This window comes from Desulfatibacillum alkenivorans DSM 16219 (genome assembly GCF_900142135.1).
GTDB lineage: Bacteria > Desulfobacterota > Desulfobacteria > Desulfobacterales > Desulfatibacillaceae > Desulfatibacillum > Desulfatibacillum alkenivorans.
In genome coordinates, this window is the sequence record NZ_FQZU01000019.1 from 1 (window position 1) to 15,578 (window position 15,578).

At 55.0% G+C, this 15,578-nt stretch carries 16 protein-coding genes; 8 read left to right on the forward strand and 8 right to left on the reverse strand.

Annotated elements, in window-relative coordinates; all coding sequences use genetic code 11:
• Window positions 1-326: transposase (locus BUE18_RS15035; protein WP_170868378.1), on the forward strand; the 326-nt coding region annotated here is incomplete at its 5' end.
• A gap of 250 nt (window positions 327-576) precedes the next feature.
• Here the strand turns inward: BUE18_RS15035 and BUE18_RS15040 are convergent.
• Window positions 577-1,218: a hypothetical protein gene (locus tag BUE18_RS15040; RefSeq protein WP_073476935.1), complete on the reverse strand. Its 642-nt coding sequence runs from the start codon at window positions 1,216-1,218 to the stop codon at window positions 577-579.
• 414 nt (window positions 1,219-1,632) lie between these two features.
• Here BUE18_RS15040 and BUE18_RS15045 point away from each other — a divergent pair, with 414 nt between their 5' ends.
• On the forward strand, window positions 1,633-2,223 hold the full coding sequence (locus BUE18_RS15045; protein WP_073476936.1) for a GAF domain-containing protein: 591 nt from the start codon (window positions 1,633-1,635) through the stop codon (window positions 2,221-2,223).
• 223 nt (window positions 2,224-2,446) lie between these two features.
• Here the strand turns inward: BUE18_RS15045 and BUE18_RS15050 are convergent, their stop codons facing one another.
• From BUE18_RS15050 to BUE18_RS15080, 7 genes are all read right to left on the reverse strand, one after another.
• Entirely contained in the window at window positions 2,447-3,283 is an 837-nt protein-coding gene (locus BUE18_RS15050; RefSeq protein WP_073476937.1) for a lysophospholipid acyltransferase family protein, read from the reverse strand.
• Between the two features lie 2 nt (window positions 3,284-3,285).
• On the reverse strand, window positions 3,286-3,846 hold the full coding sequence (locus BUE18_RS15055) for a DNA-3-methyladenine glycosylase I (protein ID WP_073476938.1): 561 nt from the start codon (window positions 3,844-3,846) through the stop codon (window positions 3,286-3,288).
• Between the two features lie 187 nt (window positions 3,847-4,033).
• Window positions 4,034-4,594, reverse strand: coding sequence for a DNA-3-methyladenine glycosylase I (locus BUE18_RS15060; protein ID WP_073477119.1), 561 nt, complete (start codon window positions 4,592-4,594; stop codon window positions 4,034-4,036).
• 241 nt (window positions 4,595-4,835) lie between these two features.
• Entirely contained in the window at window positions 4,836-5,735 is a 900-nt protein-coding gene (locus BUE18_RS15065; RefSeq protein ID WP_073476939.1) for a 3-hydroxyacyl-CoA dehydrogenase, read from the reverse strand.
• Window positions 5,736-5,771: 36 nt separating this feature from the next.
• Window positions 5,772-6,539: an SDR family oxidoreductase gene (locus BUE18_RS15070; RefSeq protein WP_073476940.1), complete on the reverse strand. Its 768-nt coding sequence runs from the start codon at window positions 6,537-6,539 to the stop codon at window positions 5,772-5,774.
• Between the two features lie 206 nt (window positions 6,540-6,745).
• Window positions 6,746-7,360, reverse strand: a complete 615-nt coding sequence (locus BUE18_RS15075) for a class I SAM-dependent methyltransferase (protein ID WP_073476941.1) — start codon at window positions 7,358-7,360, stop codon at window positions 6,746-6,748.
• Between the two features lie 47 nt (window positions 7,361-7,407).
• Entirely contained in the window at window positions 7,408-8,106 is a 699-nt protein-coding gene (locus tag BUE18_RS15080; protein WP_073476942.1) for a MerR family transcriptional regulator, read from the reverse strand.
• 841 nt (window positions 8,107-8,947) lie between these two features.
• Between BUE18_RS15080 and BUE18_RS15085 the strand changes: the two genes are divergently transcribed.
• The 6 genes from BUE18_RS15085 (at window position 8,948) to BUE18_RS15110 (ending at window position 15,563) form a co-directional block, all read left to right on the forward strand.
• Window positions 8,948-10,225, forward strand: coding sequence for an ABC transporter substrate-binding protein (locus BUE18_RS15085; protein ID WP_073476943.1), 1,278 nt, complete (start codon window positions 8,948-8,950; stop codon window positions 10,223-10,225).
• 130 nt (window positions 10,226-10,355) lie between these two features.
• The gene (locus BUE18_RS15090) at window positions 10,356-11,225 is read left to right on the forward strand and encodes a branched-chain amino acid ABC transporter permease (RefSeq protein WP_073476944.1); all 870 of its coding nucleotides are present in this window, start codon (window positions 10,356-10,358) and stop codon (window positions 11,223-11,225) included.
• Window position 11,226: 1 nt separating this feature from the next.
• Window positions 11,227-12,288, forward strand: a complete 1,062-nt coding sequence (locus BUE18_RS15095; RefSeq protein ID WP_073476945.1) for a branched-chain amino acid ABC transporter permease — start codon at window positions 11,227-11,229, stop codon at window positions 12,286-12,288.
• A gap of 44 nt (window positions 12,289-12,332) precedes the next feature.
• Complete coding sequence (locus BUE18_RS15100; RefSeq protein WP_073476946.1) at window positions 12,333-14,045, forward strand: AMP-binding protein; 1,713 nt, start codon at window positions 12,333-12,335, stop codon at window positions 14,043-14,045.
• 1 nt (window position 14,046) lies between these two features.
• The gene (locus BUE18_RS15105; RefSeq protein WP_015947855.1) at window positions 14,047-14,823 is read left to right on the forward strand and encodes an ABC transporter ATP-binding protein; all 777 of its coding nucleotides are present in this window, start codon (window positions 14,047-14,049) and stop codon (window positions 14,821-14,823) included.
• Window positions 14,814-15,563 carry an ABC transporter ATP-binding protein gene (locus tag BUE18_RS15110; protein ID WP_073476947.1) on the forward strand — a complete coding sequence of 250 codons (750 nt, stop codon included), beginning with the start codon at window positions 14,814-14,816 and terminating at the stop codon, window positions 15,561-15,563. Before BUE18_RS15105 ends, BUE18_RS15110 begins: the two co-directional genes overlap by 10 nt.
• Window positions 15,564-15,578: the final 15 nt, after the last annotated feature.

The following is a 15,578-nucleotide window of genomic DNA, read 5'->3' on the forward strand; positions in this document are numbered from 1 at the left end:
CCGGAGTGGAGGCGATGTTTTCCGAACTGGATCGCAAGACAGGGGCCAAGCACTTGCGGGTGCGGGGGCTGGAAGCCGTGCGATTCTGCGTGGTCCTGAAGGTTTTGGGGATGAACATTTTCCGGGCGACGCGTTACCGGAGGGCGAAAAATGGGGGCGGCCCCAGGTCAGGGGGCCTGAATCTCCCTGTTTTGCGCCTGCTTTTTCATTTCAAAGAACAAATTGTGCGCCTGTGGGAGAAGATGGGCTTGAATCCGGGTGGAAAACGGATTCGGATTGATATCCGCTGTTCATCGCCCCATTTCAGGCTGCAACCCGATTTTTAACTTTTTACCTGGGCATCATATATGACGCATCTTTAGAGAAAAACATTTTTTGTTGCTTATCCAGAGGGCGCCTTGGCATCAAGCGGCGTCTTGGTCAAGACTTCGCTCTTTCCTTCTTGGATCCGGCGCTTTCAACGGAAGAATATCCAGCGGGTATTCATTGCGAGCGTCTTTTCGGCCGGTCAGCAATGCCATCCGTCCCGCATCGGGAAGTTTCACTCCTTGGGATGACGCGTCCATATGAGAACCATTATAAAGGATGAATTTCAATGGGATAAACCTGTATGGAATTTAGACGCCCCCTATTTATGCAATATACACCCAACTCCCACAAAATGGAGTACTTTCGATATCTTTTTAAAACGCCTTCGGCTTCTTTTTCAAAGGAATGCATGGCATCAAGGGGGATGGAAAGCGTCGCCTCTCCTTGTGAATCAAAAACATTCCCGCGAAAGGAAAGAACTTCGCTCCCAAAAAAATTACGCCTTAGCTCCTTGCCGTTTTTTTCATAGGATTCATAACCCGCCAAGTGCACCGTAAAGATTTCCACCCTGCTCAAATCTCCTTGCAGTTTCCAATCCAGCTTAACCTTGTCGCCAAGGCGCAAAAAATCCGAATGGAGAATCAATGCCGCTTCCGTACTGAACCAGCTGAAAGCCTCTCGCGCTAGCAGGAGGGCGAAAACCGCCTCCGCCGCAAACAGGGCGAAAAACCAGAAAAACAGCAGGAGGTCGTCTTTGTTGAACCAAGCGTCAAACATGCCTAACAGGGTGTACCCAACCCCGCAGGCCAACGCCCAGAAAACGCCTGTACAAAACACCCTATCCATATTTCGGGGCTGAAAAATCAACTTGCCGTTTTTCTTTTTGGGCGCGCCTATCCTGACTAACATAAGTCCCCCATTCCTTATTTGAGATGGGCATTCTATGCTTCAACCATGGACCTTCATCTGTCTGTCAGTGATTATGGATGGATCTTGCGATGTTTAGCACGAAGCGGCGCCGGGGTAAATCCCTGACGGCATGTCATGCGCTTTTTTCTGCTTCCAAGGCGGCCCCAATATTCAGGCCTTGGGATCAGGATCATACCACATGCAGTGCTTTGCCCAAAAATATGCCCGGATTCCTAAAGATTTTTCGCCTAAAGCCCGATAAAACGAATACCATTAATATTCTCTTAGGGCGGCTGCTCCCGGGCTGCGGAAAGGAGACAAAAATTAAATAGGGAGGCTTTGGAGCCAATCGCGGTTCCAATGGGTTCCAGGCAACCAACAACCTTTTTCGGATTTAAAAAAAAGGAGGCAGCCATGGACAAACACCTTGTCAATTACGACACTCTCATCAAAGTCACCCGGGCCATTTCCATGAGCAAAGACCCGGAAGAAATCGCCATTCTGGCGGTCAACTCCATCAAGCGGGCCCTGTCAGTCAAGGGCGTCACCCTTTTCTTGGTCAACAGAAAAACCCAGGAGCTTGAAGTCGCCGCATCCACAGGGCTCAGCCAGGAATACCTGGAAAAAGGCCCCGTAAGCGCCATCCGCTCCATTGCGGACTCCCTGGATTCCGGCCCCATCGCCATTTACAACGTCACCGACGATCCCAGGCTCCAATATCCCCAGGAAGCCGTCAAGGAAGGCATTGCCTCCATTCTTTCCGTGCCTATTGAAATTCACGGCCAGGCCATGGGCGCATTGCGCGTGTACACCTCCGAGCCCTGGGAGTTTGTCATGGGCGACGTGAGCATGGTGCAGGCTGTGGGCCAGATGGTGGGCATGGCCCTGGATATGGCCAGGCTCACGCGCGGCTACAAAAGCAGCATAGAGGTCCTCAAAACCATGCGGGATCCCTCCCGCATGAAACCGCCCGTCATGGAGGGCTTTGAAGGGCTGCCCGTATGATTTCGCCGCCCCGGCGAACGGGGCTCGAACGCAACTCCGACTCCTTGCGGAGGCTGGAGAACCTGGACCGGCCTCCGCAAGACTCCTCTCCCAGGACCGTCCTCAAAGGCGCACGCCAAAGAACGATGGATCTCCGCTTGCGGTGTTGACGCTCTGTACAGATTATCGTGAATTCAAAGGAAAATTGATTTTTCGAGAGAAACGATGCGGATTGTATTCGTCTTTAAAACTTATTCAATATCCTGCGCACCAGCCCGACTTCGGGATCGTTTTGCCGGTATTTTTTCAAGCTGGCCATCATCTCGTTGATGGCGCCCGCCGCCGTTTCCCGCACTTCCTCCAGGACTTTGGGATCGTTCTCGCATCCTTTGTAGGGGGCCGTATCAATGGGTCTGCCAAAATAGCAATAAAAACGCTCCGGCCTTGGCAGCACGCTGAGCCCAAGCCCTCGGGCCAGGGGAGGAATGGCCTCCCCCTCCCTGACCAAATCCGGAAACCCGGAAATTTTGGACAGCAGCCTTCCCGGCCGGGATTTCATCACGTCCCCGCCGTCCAGAAATATGGAATAGGCGTAGTCCGGGCCCAGCGAGGCGATGGGGAGGATGGGGTATCCGTACTTGATCGCCAGCCGGGCGAAGCCGTATCGCTCCTTCCAGATGAGGTTGTGGATTTCCCCTTTGCGCCGGCAGACCTCCCTGCCCCCGCCCGGGTAGACCAATATATCGTCCCCGGCTTTCATGAGCCGCGCGCAGTTTTCGGGAGTCCCCTCCACCACGCCGAATTTTTCCAGAAACCGCCTCCACCCCGGAATTTTAAAATGAAAGCGGTCCCCCAGCCCGCGGGGGAAAACGCCGGTCTCCCGGTATAGGGCCACGGCGTACAAGGGGGCGTCCATGACTCCGTAGATGGTGTGGTTGCCGACGAACAAGTGCGGCTGGGAAGGGTCCACATTATCAAGCCCGAAAATCAGCGGGTTGAAATAGAGCCTGGGCAAGGTCTGCAGCAGGTGCATGGTTTCCGCGGACAAGGGCGGTCTGAATACATCTCTTTTTGGGGGCATCGCTAAACTTCGCTGTATCTGAAACAGTCCACAAGGTGATCGTTAACCATGCCCATGGACTGCATGTAGGCGTAGCATATGGTCGGGCCGACGAAATTGAATCCCCTTTTCTTCAAATCCTTGCTGATAGTCTGCGCCAAAGGGGTTTGGGCCGGAACCTCATCCATGGTTTTCCAGGCGTTTTTGATGGGCCTTCCGTCCACAAAATTCCATATATAGGAATCAAAGGACCCGAATGCTTCCTGAACCTTGAGAAAAGCCCGGGCGTTTTGCACGGCGGATTTGATTTTAAGGCGATTGCGGATAATCCCGGCGTCCTGGGCCAGCGCCTCCATCCTGGTTTCGTCGTACCGGGCGATTTTTTCGGGATCGAATGCGTCAAAGGCTTTATGATAGTTGGCCCTCTTACGCAGAATGGTAATCCAGGCCAAGCCGGCCTGGGCGCCTTCCAAAATCAAAAACTCAAACAGCCTGCGGTCGTCGTGGCAGGGCAGGCCCCATTCCAGGTCGTGATAGGCGATATAATCCGGGTCGTTCCCGGGCCATGGACAGCGTACTTTCATGAAATATTCCGGATTCAGAGGTAGTTTATTTTTCCGAGCAGAGTATTAACCAGCCGTTCAAACAGCTTCATTTCAATATCGGCCGGGGCGGGTCCTGTCAATACCGTATTCTGGGTATTCCGGGCGCGCATTCTAACAGTCGGCATTCCGGAAGCGGCCGCGGGTAAAAAGAATTTGGGAGGCAAGATTACACCTGGCTGTACCTGAAGCAATCCACTTGGTGGTCGTTGACCATGCCGATGGTCTGCATGAAAGCGTAGCAAATAGTGGGGCCGACGAAATTGAATCCCCTTGCCTTTAAATCCTTGCTGAGCACCTGGGCCAGAGGGGTTTGGGCGGGGGCGTCCTCCCAGGTTTTCCAGGCGTTCTTGATGGGAGTCCCGTCCACAAAGCGCCAGAGGTAGGAGTCAAAGGAGCCGAACTTCTCCTGAACCTTGAGGAAGGCCCGGGCGTTTTGCACGGCGGATTTGATCTTCAGGCGGTTGCGGATAATTCCGGAGTCCTGGGCCAGGGTTTCTATTCTGGATTCGTCGTACCGGGCGACTTTAGCCGGATCGAAAGCATCAAAGGCCTTGCGGTAATTGGACCGCCTGCGCAAGATAGTCACCCAGGCCAACCCGGCCTGGGCGCCGTCCAGAACCAAAAACTCGAACAGCTTGTGGTCGTCATGGCAGGGCAAGCCCCATTCCAGGTCGTGATAGGCGATTAATTCCGGATCGTCCCCGGTCCATGTGCAGCGTATTTTCATGTTTTTTTTGGATTCAGAGGTGGTTTGATTTTTCGGCGCGTTCAACCGGTTCCATTTTGATAACGGCAGGGGAAAGCTGTGTCAATATGATTGTGGGACTAACTCGGAGATGATTTTTTGATTTAGGGCATTTAGCAGGCGAGTGCTGGGAGCCTTCCCCTCCTGGCTTTGAGGGCGAGCAACCATGGTTTTCCCAAGAAGGAAAAGGCTCCCAAGATGAAATCAATTTTAGGTTTGCGGACTATTTTCCTTGATTGATGAAATCCGGCTTGGTGAACTCAGGGCCGGGGTAGTTGTAAAAGCCCTTGCCCGTTTTTGCGCCCAATTCCCCTTTGTCCACATAGGTTTTCAAAAAAGCGGCGTTTTCCTTTAACCTGGGGTCGTCGTCATATGTGGACCAATACTCGGTGATGTGGTGGCAGGTGTCCAGGCCGATGGAGTCCATGATGGCGAAGGGTCCCGTGTGGACGCCCATGACGCCCATCCAGGCGCGATCCACATCCTGGGGTTCGGCCACGCCGCGCGCCGCCAGGGATTGGGCCGCCCTAAGCCATTCGGTCAAAAGGGCGTTGAAGACGTAGCCCGGGCTTTCCTTTTTCAGGACGATGGAAACCAACTCCATCTGATCGCTAAAAGCCTTGACAGCCTCGATGGTCTCGGGCGCCGTGCCAGGGTGGGGCATGATGTCCACCACATTGTTAAAGGAAACGTCGTGAAAATGCAGGGCCGCAAATTTTTCCGGCCGCCCCGTGGCTTCCGCAAAGGCCGAGGGCAGCAGGGTGGAGGTGTTGGTCGTAAAAATGACGTGCTCGGGGCATAGTTCGTTGAACTGGGCGAAAACCTTGCCCTTCAGCTTGGGAACCTCGGGAACGGATTCGTTGATAATGTCCGCGCCTTCGGCGGCCGCGGCAGCGTCGCTGGTGAAGCTCATGCGCTTCAACGCAGCTTCCGCCTCTTCCTGCGACAGCTTGCCCATCCTCACAAAGCGCCTGCCCAGTTTGGCCGCCCTGTCCTGGGCGAAAGCCAGGCTCTCTTCGCTGATATCGTACACTGCCACGTCCAGGCCCTTGGTTGCGCACAAAAAACCGATCTGGTGCCCCATGGTGCCCGCTCCCAGAATCAATACCTTTTTAAATTCCATACCGCTCACCTTCTCTCCTTATTGGCCGTAATGGCCTTATTCTCTGCAAAGGCTTCCGCCGTCCACCGTCAAGGTCGCTCCCGTGGTGTAGGATCCGGCTTCGGAGACCAGATACAACACAGCCCCGGCCATTTCAATCGGCTCGGCGTGCCTGCGCATGGGCAGCGTCTTGGTGACGGATTCCTTCACGTCGTCGTCATCAAATAGGGCCTGGGCGAACTTGGTCCTGGTCAACCCGGGCAGCAGGGCGTTGACGCGAATATTGTCAGGCCCCAACTCCATGGCGTAAGCCCTGGTCAGCATAATGAGAGCCGCCTTGGTGATGGAGTAGATGCCCCGGAACTTGGCGGGGTTGATCCCGTTGACCGAGGACGTATTGACAATGGCGCCGCCCCCGCCTTTTCTCATAAGGGGCGCCGCATATTGACACATGAAAAAAGGCCCCTTGAGGTTGACGTCCAGAGTCTTGTCCCAAACCCCTTCGTTCGCCTGTTCCATGGGGCCGTAATAGGGGTTGGCAGCCGCGTTGTTCACCAGGATGTCCAGCTTTCCAAAGCGCTTGTCCACTTCCTGAAACAGCCCCTCTATCTTGTCCACGTATCCCATATGGCAGGGAATCACGTCCGCCTGGCCGCCTTTATCCCGGATGTCCCGGGCCACCTGCTCCAGGGCTTCGGCCTTCCGGCTGACCAGGATGCAGTGGGCGCCGTTTTCCGCCAATGTGTGTGCGATAGCCTCTCCGATTCCCCGGCTTGCGCCGGTGATCAGGGCGATTTTTCCTTCCAGGGAAAAGTTGACTGCCATGGGGGACCTCCCTTTTTGGTTGGGGTTTGTTGAGCAGCAAATTTCAGCCGGTACACGGTTATTCATTTTGGCGATGATTGTCAAGAAAAAACGAACGTTCGTTCTATTTATGAACGTCGAGCATACTCTTGCGGAACCATGCGACCCTTCATTCCAAACTGCTTTTTAATCTTGTTTATAGATCCGGCGGATGGCCGGATCGCGCACTACAAATATTTTTCGTGGGACTCGCCGGCCGCCTGGGTAAAGGCCATGTGGGTCCAGGAAACCTCGTCTCTGCCCAGGAGGTCGGGCAGATCGGCGTTCAGGATTATTTTCAGTTCCTTTTCCGCGGCCAGCTTTTCCAAGGATTGGGCCGAGCACGGATGCATCACCCTTTCATCGGGCGAGGGGCCGTGCCTGAGGGTTATGATCAACACGCCTTTTGAATCCAAAAGGTCTGCCAGGGATTCCATGGCGGCGGGCCTTTGGTCGGGAGACACATGAATCCATACGGCGTTAACCAGAATCAGGGCGAATTTTTCATGCAGGCTCAGGACTGTGTTCAGCAGGGGAAGGCTGTCGTCAATCCATCGGACCGAGGATTGAGGGTGAAGCGCCCTGGCCCTTTCCCTCATGGCGGCGGAAGGCTCCACGGCGGTCGCCTGATATCCCCTTTCCTCCAGCCAGGAGGCGTCCCTGCCCGATCCGGCGCCCACGTCCAAAACTTTGGCGCCCGGCCTGGGCAGCAGGTGCAGCCATGGGGCGTAGGTTTGTTCCGGGCTCACGCCCTCGTAAAAGGAGGCGTATCGGCCGGCGTTTTTGGAGTAGCCTTTTTCCATCTCCCTCCCTGCTTGCCGGAACTTTAACGCAATAGCGGCCGTCTACATCAATTCGTACCTGGGCCGTCGCCTTCTTCTATGAATTGACGGGCGTATTTTCTATATAAATGATAAAAAAGCACCCCCATGACCTCGTGGCCCCTCAGCGCCAGTTCCTGTTTTTCCTGGTTTTTTGTGTCCTCGGTGGCTTGGTGAAAGTCGTCGATGAGAATCTTGACGATATCAGTGAATTGCTTGCCTATGGCGGACATGGTGATCTCAGGATGAAAGCTGGATTTGCGGTTGATTCCGGATTTGGCCATGGCCACCATGACCTTTCCGATGCTCACATCATCCTGGGAATACACGCTTTCCCCATTTTCGGTCCTGGATCCGATCAGGTTCCATTCCTTCAACTTGGGCAGCCAGCGGGCGGCCAGGCCCGTGGCTTCCAGAAAAGCCTCATCTCCCTTGACCCCTGTGCCCAAATAATGCTCCATGGGCCGAAAAAATTCCATGCGCAGCTTCAGCATAGCCTGCTTGCTGGCGCTTCTGTGCTCCCACAACACCTTTTTGATCGTGGGCAGCGGAAAAAAGAAATCGTTTTGCAACTCTTTAATTAAATGAATCCGTTCCACATAACTCTGGTCATAATCGGCGGAGTTGCTCCCGGTTTTTTCCGGCTTGGGCAACAAGCCGGCCCGGATGTAATAATGTATGGTTTGTTTGGGCACTCCGGTGCATTTGACCAATTCGCTGATTTTCATAAAACCTGCCTCCCTGTAAAATAACCGGGGTTTTCACCCCAGAGTGAACGCTATACCGGAATGGGGCCTTCTTCGCAACCAACGCAACTGCAAACGGAGCGGCGTCCGGCTTTTACTGGGGGGCGGACGCCAAAAAAAACAGGTTTCGATAAAGTGGATCTGCGGGGGTATTTGCCATAAGAACCGAACACTTGCTCGCAAAAAAATACCTGGGTACAGCCTTGTTTTCAACGACTGTAAGCAAAATCTACTTGACAATGTATCCTACTGTTTATTAAAAATAAAGCAAAACTTTCGTATATGTTCACTAAACGTATAGTGAACATATACTCTATACAGTTCTATTTATTCCGTTTTCTGTTCTTGAAGCTCGTTTTTGCGGAATTGTCCCTATATATAAAGTCCGAAGCCGAACCTGATTTCCTTTTTAGGGTTTGGTCGCCATAAAATACAGACCTTCCCCCATCTGCAATTCCAGGAAGGTTAAGAGCCGGATACGGCTGGACGGGATTTACACATCCGGATAAATCCGGAGGCCCGTCCCAGGCGGGAAAAGGCGGAGGCCTTGTTTGACAAGGCCGGATGAGATCAGCCGGAAACGTTTCATTTCCTTGTTTCCACGGGAAATGTCGTCTTTAGAGCAGGATCTGAATTTATGTCCGGGCCCGTACCCTCCCCCTTACCGCCAGGGCGCTGTGCGCCCGAGGCGGTCCGCACCGGCAATAGATGTATTGTTGCATATAAGTCGCCCAAAAAATCTAAATTATCACGCTGGTGCGGTGGAGTGCGTGCTCGCCGGACAGGAGGCGTGGTTCACCCACACAAAATGAGGAGGGAGCTTATGAAATCATGCAAGATCATCGTTGTACTTATGGTGGGACTGGCGTTGTCCTGGGGGCTATTCCTGTCCACCGCAGCAGCAAAACCGATTAAAATCGGCATTTTGGGCCCCATGTCCTTCACTCAGGGCGAGGGGCACTGGAACGGCGCAACCATGGCCGCCGAAGAGGTGAATGCGGCGGGCGGCATTCTGGTGGGCAAGGAAAAACGGAAAATCGAACTGGTGAAAGTGGACACCAACGAGTTTCTGAGCATTCCGGACGCCACCAACGCTGCGGAAATGGCCGTGAGACGCCACAAGGTGGACTTTCTCATGGGCGGTTTCCGCACGGAAGCGGTTCTGGTCATGCAGGACATCGCCATGGAAGCCAAAAAGGTGTTCATCGGCTGCGGCGCTGCGCACCCCCAGCTTTGCACCCGAGTTTTGGACGACTATGACACCTATAAATACTGGTTCCGCCTGACTCCCATCAATTCCAGCTACCTGGGCAAGGTGGACTTTATTCTTCTGGGCACCGTGGGCCACATCATCAAAACCCAGCTGGGCGTGGAAAAAGTCAAGGTGGCCATTGTGGCTGAAAAAGCCGCCTGGGCCGACCCCATTGTGGCCGCCGCCCAAAAGGTGATTCCCGAAAAAATGGGCATGGAAGTGGCCGGCGTATGGCGTCCTTCCCCGGTTGCCACCGACTGCTCCGCCGAACTCTCCGCCATCCAGAGAGCCGGCGCTCACATCGTCTTCACCACCTTTTCATCCTCCGTGGGCCTGACCTTCGCCAAGCAAATGGGCGAACTCAAGGTTCCGGCCGCCCCGGTGGGCATCAACGTGGAAAGCCAAAAGACGGGCTTCTGGGAAGCCACGAACGGCGCCGGCAACTATGTGTTGACCATCAACACTTACGCTCCGGTGGCAATCAGCGATACCACCATCCCCTTTGTGACCGAATACAGAAAACGCTTCGGCGAAACCCCCAACTATACGGCGGGCACCCACGACGCAATCAAACTGCTCCAGGTGGCCATCGAAAAGGCCGGCTCCATAGACTCGGACAAGGTTGTGGCTGAGCTGGAGAAAATCGACTACACGGGCGCGGCCGGCAGGGTGGTGTTTGACAAGTCTCACGACGTAACCTGGGGCCCCCAGTACGTCACCTCCATCGGAACCCAATGGCAGGACGGGGAAATCCAATGCGTGTGGCCTTACAATTGGGAAGGCGTCACGTATGAAGGGTCCAAGCCTTACCAACTGCCCCCCTGGGTAGTGGAATACTGGAAAAAGTAGGACGATTTGCTTGTTTTTATCCGCCTTTCCCGGCCTTGGCGCCGGGAGGGCGGAGTTTATCAAAAACGAATCGAGCCGCCGCGCGAAGCCGGACCTTTAAGGCTTCGCGGGGAAGCTTGTGAGGTGATTTATGTTAGTTGATATTCTTATCGACGGCCTCATTAAGGGAAGTGTGTACGCCTTGCTGGCCATAGGGTTTTCCCTGGTCCTGGGCGTGGCGCGGATTATCAACATCGCCCATACCGCTCTTTACATGACGTCGGCGTACCTGATTTACGTTGGCACCAAAATAATGGGCCTGCCGGCCATATTATGCATGGTGACAGCCATATTTCTGACAATCCTTTTAGGGTTGCTCATTTACAATTTCTTTATCCGGCCAATCCAGGAGCACGAAGCCGCCATGCTCATATCCACCATTGCCGTGGGCATGATGCTCCAGGAAGTTTTTCTCATGATTTTTGGAGGTCACTACCTGGGCGTGGAGCCCCTCATTGGAGGTTACGCCACCATCATGGGAGTCAGGGTGACCAACCAGCATCTGCTGGCCTTGGGGCTGGCTATTATTGTTCTTGTGTCGGTTCGCTTTTTCCTCATGAAAACCCGCACGGGCCTGGCCATCCGTTCCACGGCCAACGACCGTGAAGTGGCCAACCTCATGGGAATGAACGTGACCGGCGTGGCTTTTGTTACCATGGCTGTTTCCGTTGGGCTCGCCTCCATTGCAGGGGCTATCGTGGTCCCGCTGGTGACGGTGGAGCCCACCATGTGGATGCATCCGCTGATTATGATGCTGGCCATCGTGGTGCTTGGCGGCCTGGGAAGCATCGAGGGTAGTTTTGTGGGGGCGTACATCTTGGGATTCGCCGAGTCCCTGGTTGTCTTTTTGCTGCCCAATGGTTCTTTTCTTAAGGATGCGGTGGCACTTACCATAATGATTTTGGTGCTGCTGGTCAGACCGGAAGGATTGTTCGGCGTATCCTTCGAGGAGGAGCGTTAGGATGCGTATGGTGGTTGCTTATATCCGCAGAGTATTCAAAATCCTGCGCGCTGAAGTGCTGGTGCTGCCCAGCCGGGTAGCTGTGCTGGTATTCATTGCAGCAGTTTTGGCGTTGCCCTTGGTGACTCAGGATTATTACATTCTGCGCATCATGATATTGACGTCCATTTTCGCCATTTTGGCGGCGAGCTGGGATTTGCTGTCCGGGTTTACCGGACAAATGAACTTCGGCCACGCACTATTTTTCGGGGTGGCCGCCTATGTAACGGCCCTGCTTAATCTCAGGCTAGGCCTGCCCCCTTATTTTTCCATTCCCCTGGGCGCCATGGGAGCGGTTTTGGCCGGCCTGATCATAGGCATTCCCTGCCTGCGCCTGAAAGGGTCGTACCTGGCTCTCACCACCCTGGCTTTTCCCATCATTCTTATGGGCCTCGTGTTCGCCTTTCCCGGCATCACCGGCGGGGAGCTCGGGCTTTCCGGCCTGAAAAAGCTCACCGGATCCCGCGTCGCCGACTATTACGTGACCAACGTTCTCATGCTGGTGCTGGGCGGAATCATGTGGAAAATCACGGATTCCAATACGGGAATCATCCTCCACGCCATCCGGGAGGATGAAGTCGCCGCCCGGGCGGCCGGGATCAACACCACCCGCTACAAGCTGCTTGCCTTTTGCCTGAGCGGTTTTTTTGCAGGAATCGCCGGCGGGCTTTACGCCCATTTCATGCGCCTTGCAGGCCCTTCCACATTGGAAGTAGGTCTTTCCTTTCAGGTGATTATCTGGTCGGTGTTCGGCGGCATGGTCTCCATCTACGGCCCTATTGCAGGCGTGTTCATCCTCAATCCATTCATGGAAGTGCTCCGGATTTTCCTGGACAATTTTCCCAGCCTTCCGGAAATGCGGATGTTCATTTTCGCCGCCCTGGTTCTTCTTACGCTCCGGTTCATGCCCGAGGGGCTGATTCCCTGGCTGCGGGACAAGGTGGAGTCGGAATGCCCCAGGTGCAAAGTGCGTAATGTATTTTTCCGACGAAGTTGCCGAATATGCAACGCCGAAATGACATGACAAATATTGATCCCCATACCTTAGAAATAGGGAGGTAAGTTTAGATGGACGCAATGCAGGCATATTTATCCAAGCCGTGGTTGCAACATTATCCGGAATCGGCGCCGCACACGATCGATATTCCGGAGGTTTCCGTCCCCGATCTTTTCAACCAGGTGACGGAAAAATTCGGCAAGAAGACCGCGGTGAATTTTTATGGCAGGAATATCAGTTATAAGGAGTTGAAAGATCAGGCGGATCGCTTCGCCGCGGCCCTGGATTCCATGGGAATCAAAAAGGGGGACCGGGTCGCCCTGTACCTTCTTAACTGTCCCCAATTCATCATTTGCTATATGGGCGCGTTGATGATCGGCGCCGTGGTCACCCCGGTCAGCCCGGTTTACAGCAGCAGCGAGGTGCGCCATCAACTCACGGACAGCGGCGCCAAGGTGATTGTTTGCCAGGATTTTCTCTACGACAATGTGGTCGAAGCGGAAGTGGAGCTGGAAAAAATTATTCTGACGGGCGTCAATGAATATTTGCCCAAGCTGAAGAAGTTCTTCAGCAAAGGCATCTTGGGCAAGGCGTACGGCGGCGTGGAAGCCCCGGACTCGGCGACCATGGCCGACCAGGGTTTGATCAGCCTCCAGGATCTGCTGAAAAAGCACTCCCCCAACCCGCCCAAGGTGAAAATCGACCCGGTTAACGACCTGGCCGCCCTGCCCTACACGGGCGGCACCACAGGCCATCCCAAGGCAGCCATGATCAGCCATTACACCATTGTGTCGTGCCAGGCTCAGGCCATGGAGTTCTGGGGCCACCTGCTGGAAGAGGGCAACGAAACCGTCATCGCCTTTTTGCCCTTGTTCCACATTTACGGCCAGGTGATCATCATGTTGACCGGCCTGGTGCACGGATTCAACCTGGTTCTGTTCACCACCCCGGATCTGGACAAGATTCTCAACGCCATGGACCAGTATCAGGCCTCGGCATTTTACGGGGTCCCCACCCTGTTCGAGTACCTGAAGGAATACGACAAAACCAACCGGGTGAACTGGAAAAAGCTCAAGCTGGTGGTTTGCGGCGCCGACACCCTGCACGACACCACCGTGGACGACTGGGAGCGCCGCACGGGCAGCCAGATCATCGAAGGCTACGGCATGACCGAAACCGCAGCCGCCAGTCTGGCCAACCCGCCGCACAGGCCGAAAAGAGGCTCCTTTGGAATTCCCTTGCCCAATATCACGGCGGCTATCATCGACGTGGACGGAACCGAAGCCATGCCCGTGGGTGAAGTCGGAGAACTGATCCTCTCCGGTCCCAGCATCATGACCGGCTACTGGCAGCGGTCCGACGAGAACAAGGATACCATGGTGGAACTCGCCGGCATGACCTGGCTCAGGACCGGCGACCTGGTAAAAATGGACGAGGAAGGGTATTTCTACTTTTTCGACAGAAAACGCGACCTCATCAAATACAAGGGATACTCGGTCTTCGCCAAGCACGTGGAGGAGGTCCTGTACGACCATCCCCAGGTCAAGGCCGCCGGCGTGGTAGGCGTTCCCAATCCCAAAGTCGGCCAGATGATCAAGGCATATGTGGTGCTCCAGGCGGAAGCCCGGGGAAAAATTTCCGAAGAGGAAATCACGGAATACTGCAAGACCAAACTCGCCCATTACAAAGTGCCCCAGATCATAGAATTCCGGGGCGAGCTGCCCAAGACCGACGTGGGCAAGGTGTCCAGACGCGAACTTCGGGAGGAAGTGGAGGAAGCCTAAAATGGCCCAATCTTTTTTGGAAGTAAAAAATCTGCGCAAGGAGTTCGGCGGGCTGACGGCGACCAATGACGTGACTTTCAGCATGGGCCGCCGGGAGATCATCGGCCTTATCGGACCGAACGGGGCGGGCAAAACCACCCTGTTGCGCCTGATCAGCGGCATACTCAAGCCCACGTCCGGCTCCATCAAATTCAAAGGCAAGAACATCACCGGCGCAAAAACCTGGAACATTGTGAACATGGGCATTGCCAGCACGTTCCAGAACATGCGCCCGTTCCGGCGTTTGCCCATCGTGGCCAACGTCATGGTGCCCTGCCTGAGCCCCAGAGCCATGAAACGCGGCGAATGGGTGAAAAAGGTGGAAGCCAAGGCCATGGACGCCCTGGAGTTCGCGGGCATATCGGACATGGCGCTGGAAAAGGCCTCCACCCTGTCCCAGGGGGACCTCAAGAGGCTGGAAGTGGCCAGGGCCGTGGCAACGGACCCGGAACTGCTTATTCTTGACGAGCCTTTTGGAGGCCTTAGCCCCGCGGAAACCGAGCTGATGGCCAAGTCCGTGGCCCGGCTTCACAAAGGCGGGCGCTTCGGCCGCCTGCACAGCGAAGGTCCGGCCATGATCATCATTGAGCACAAGCTGCAGCAGCTCATGAAAATCGTGGATCGCATCATTGTGCTGAACTTTGGAACCATACTGGCTGACGGCCCCCCGGACGTGGTGGTCAAAGACCCCAAGGTTATTGAGGCCTATCTGGGAGATGGAGGAACAACGTGCTCTTAGAAGTTTCCAACCTGACTGTTTGTTACGACAGGGCCGTGTTGATCAATGACGTCTCCCTCAACGTGGATGAGGGAGAACTGGTCAGTCTCGTGGGCCCGAACGGCGCCGGCAAAACCACCGTACTCCGCGCTATCACGGGGTTGGTGGCCTGGGATAAAATGACCCTTAAGGGGACGTCCCAGGGGGACATCACGCTTAAAGGCAAGGTGATGTTCAACGGTAAGGATATCTCGAAAACCCCGGCCCATCAAATCGTAAAAATGGGGCTTGTCCACTGCCCTGAGCGGCGCAGGCCCTTTAAAGAATTAACCGTTAAGGAAAACCTCATGGCCGGCGCTTTTCTCCATATGAAAAAAGCCGACCTGCAGGACGAACTGGACAAGGTGTTCAAGCTGTTTCCGGTCCTGGGGGACCGTTTGAACCAGGTGTCCGGCACCCTGTCCGGCGGCGAGCAGCAGATGCTGGCCGTGGGCAGGGCTCTCATGTCCCGGCCCAAGCTCCTGCTTATTGACGAGCCGTCCACTGGGCTGGCGCCCCTGATGCGGCAGGAGGTTTTTAACAAAATCGCCGAAATCAGGTCCCTGGGCATCACCATCATGCTGGTGGAGCAGGAAGTGGCCTCGGTTTTCGGCATGGCCTCCAGAAGCTACGTGCTTTCCACGGGCAAGATTATCGCCCAGGGCGCATGCGACGCCCTGCTGGAAGACGAAATGATCCGCAAGACCTACCTGGGCCTGTAGGGCCCGGCGAACAAC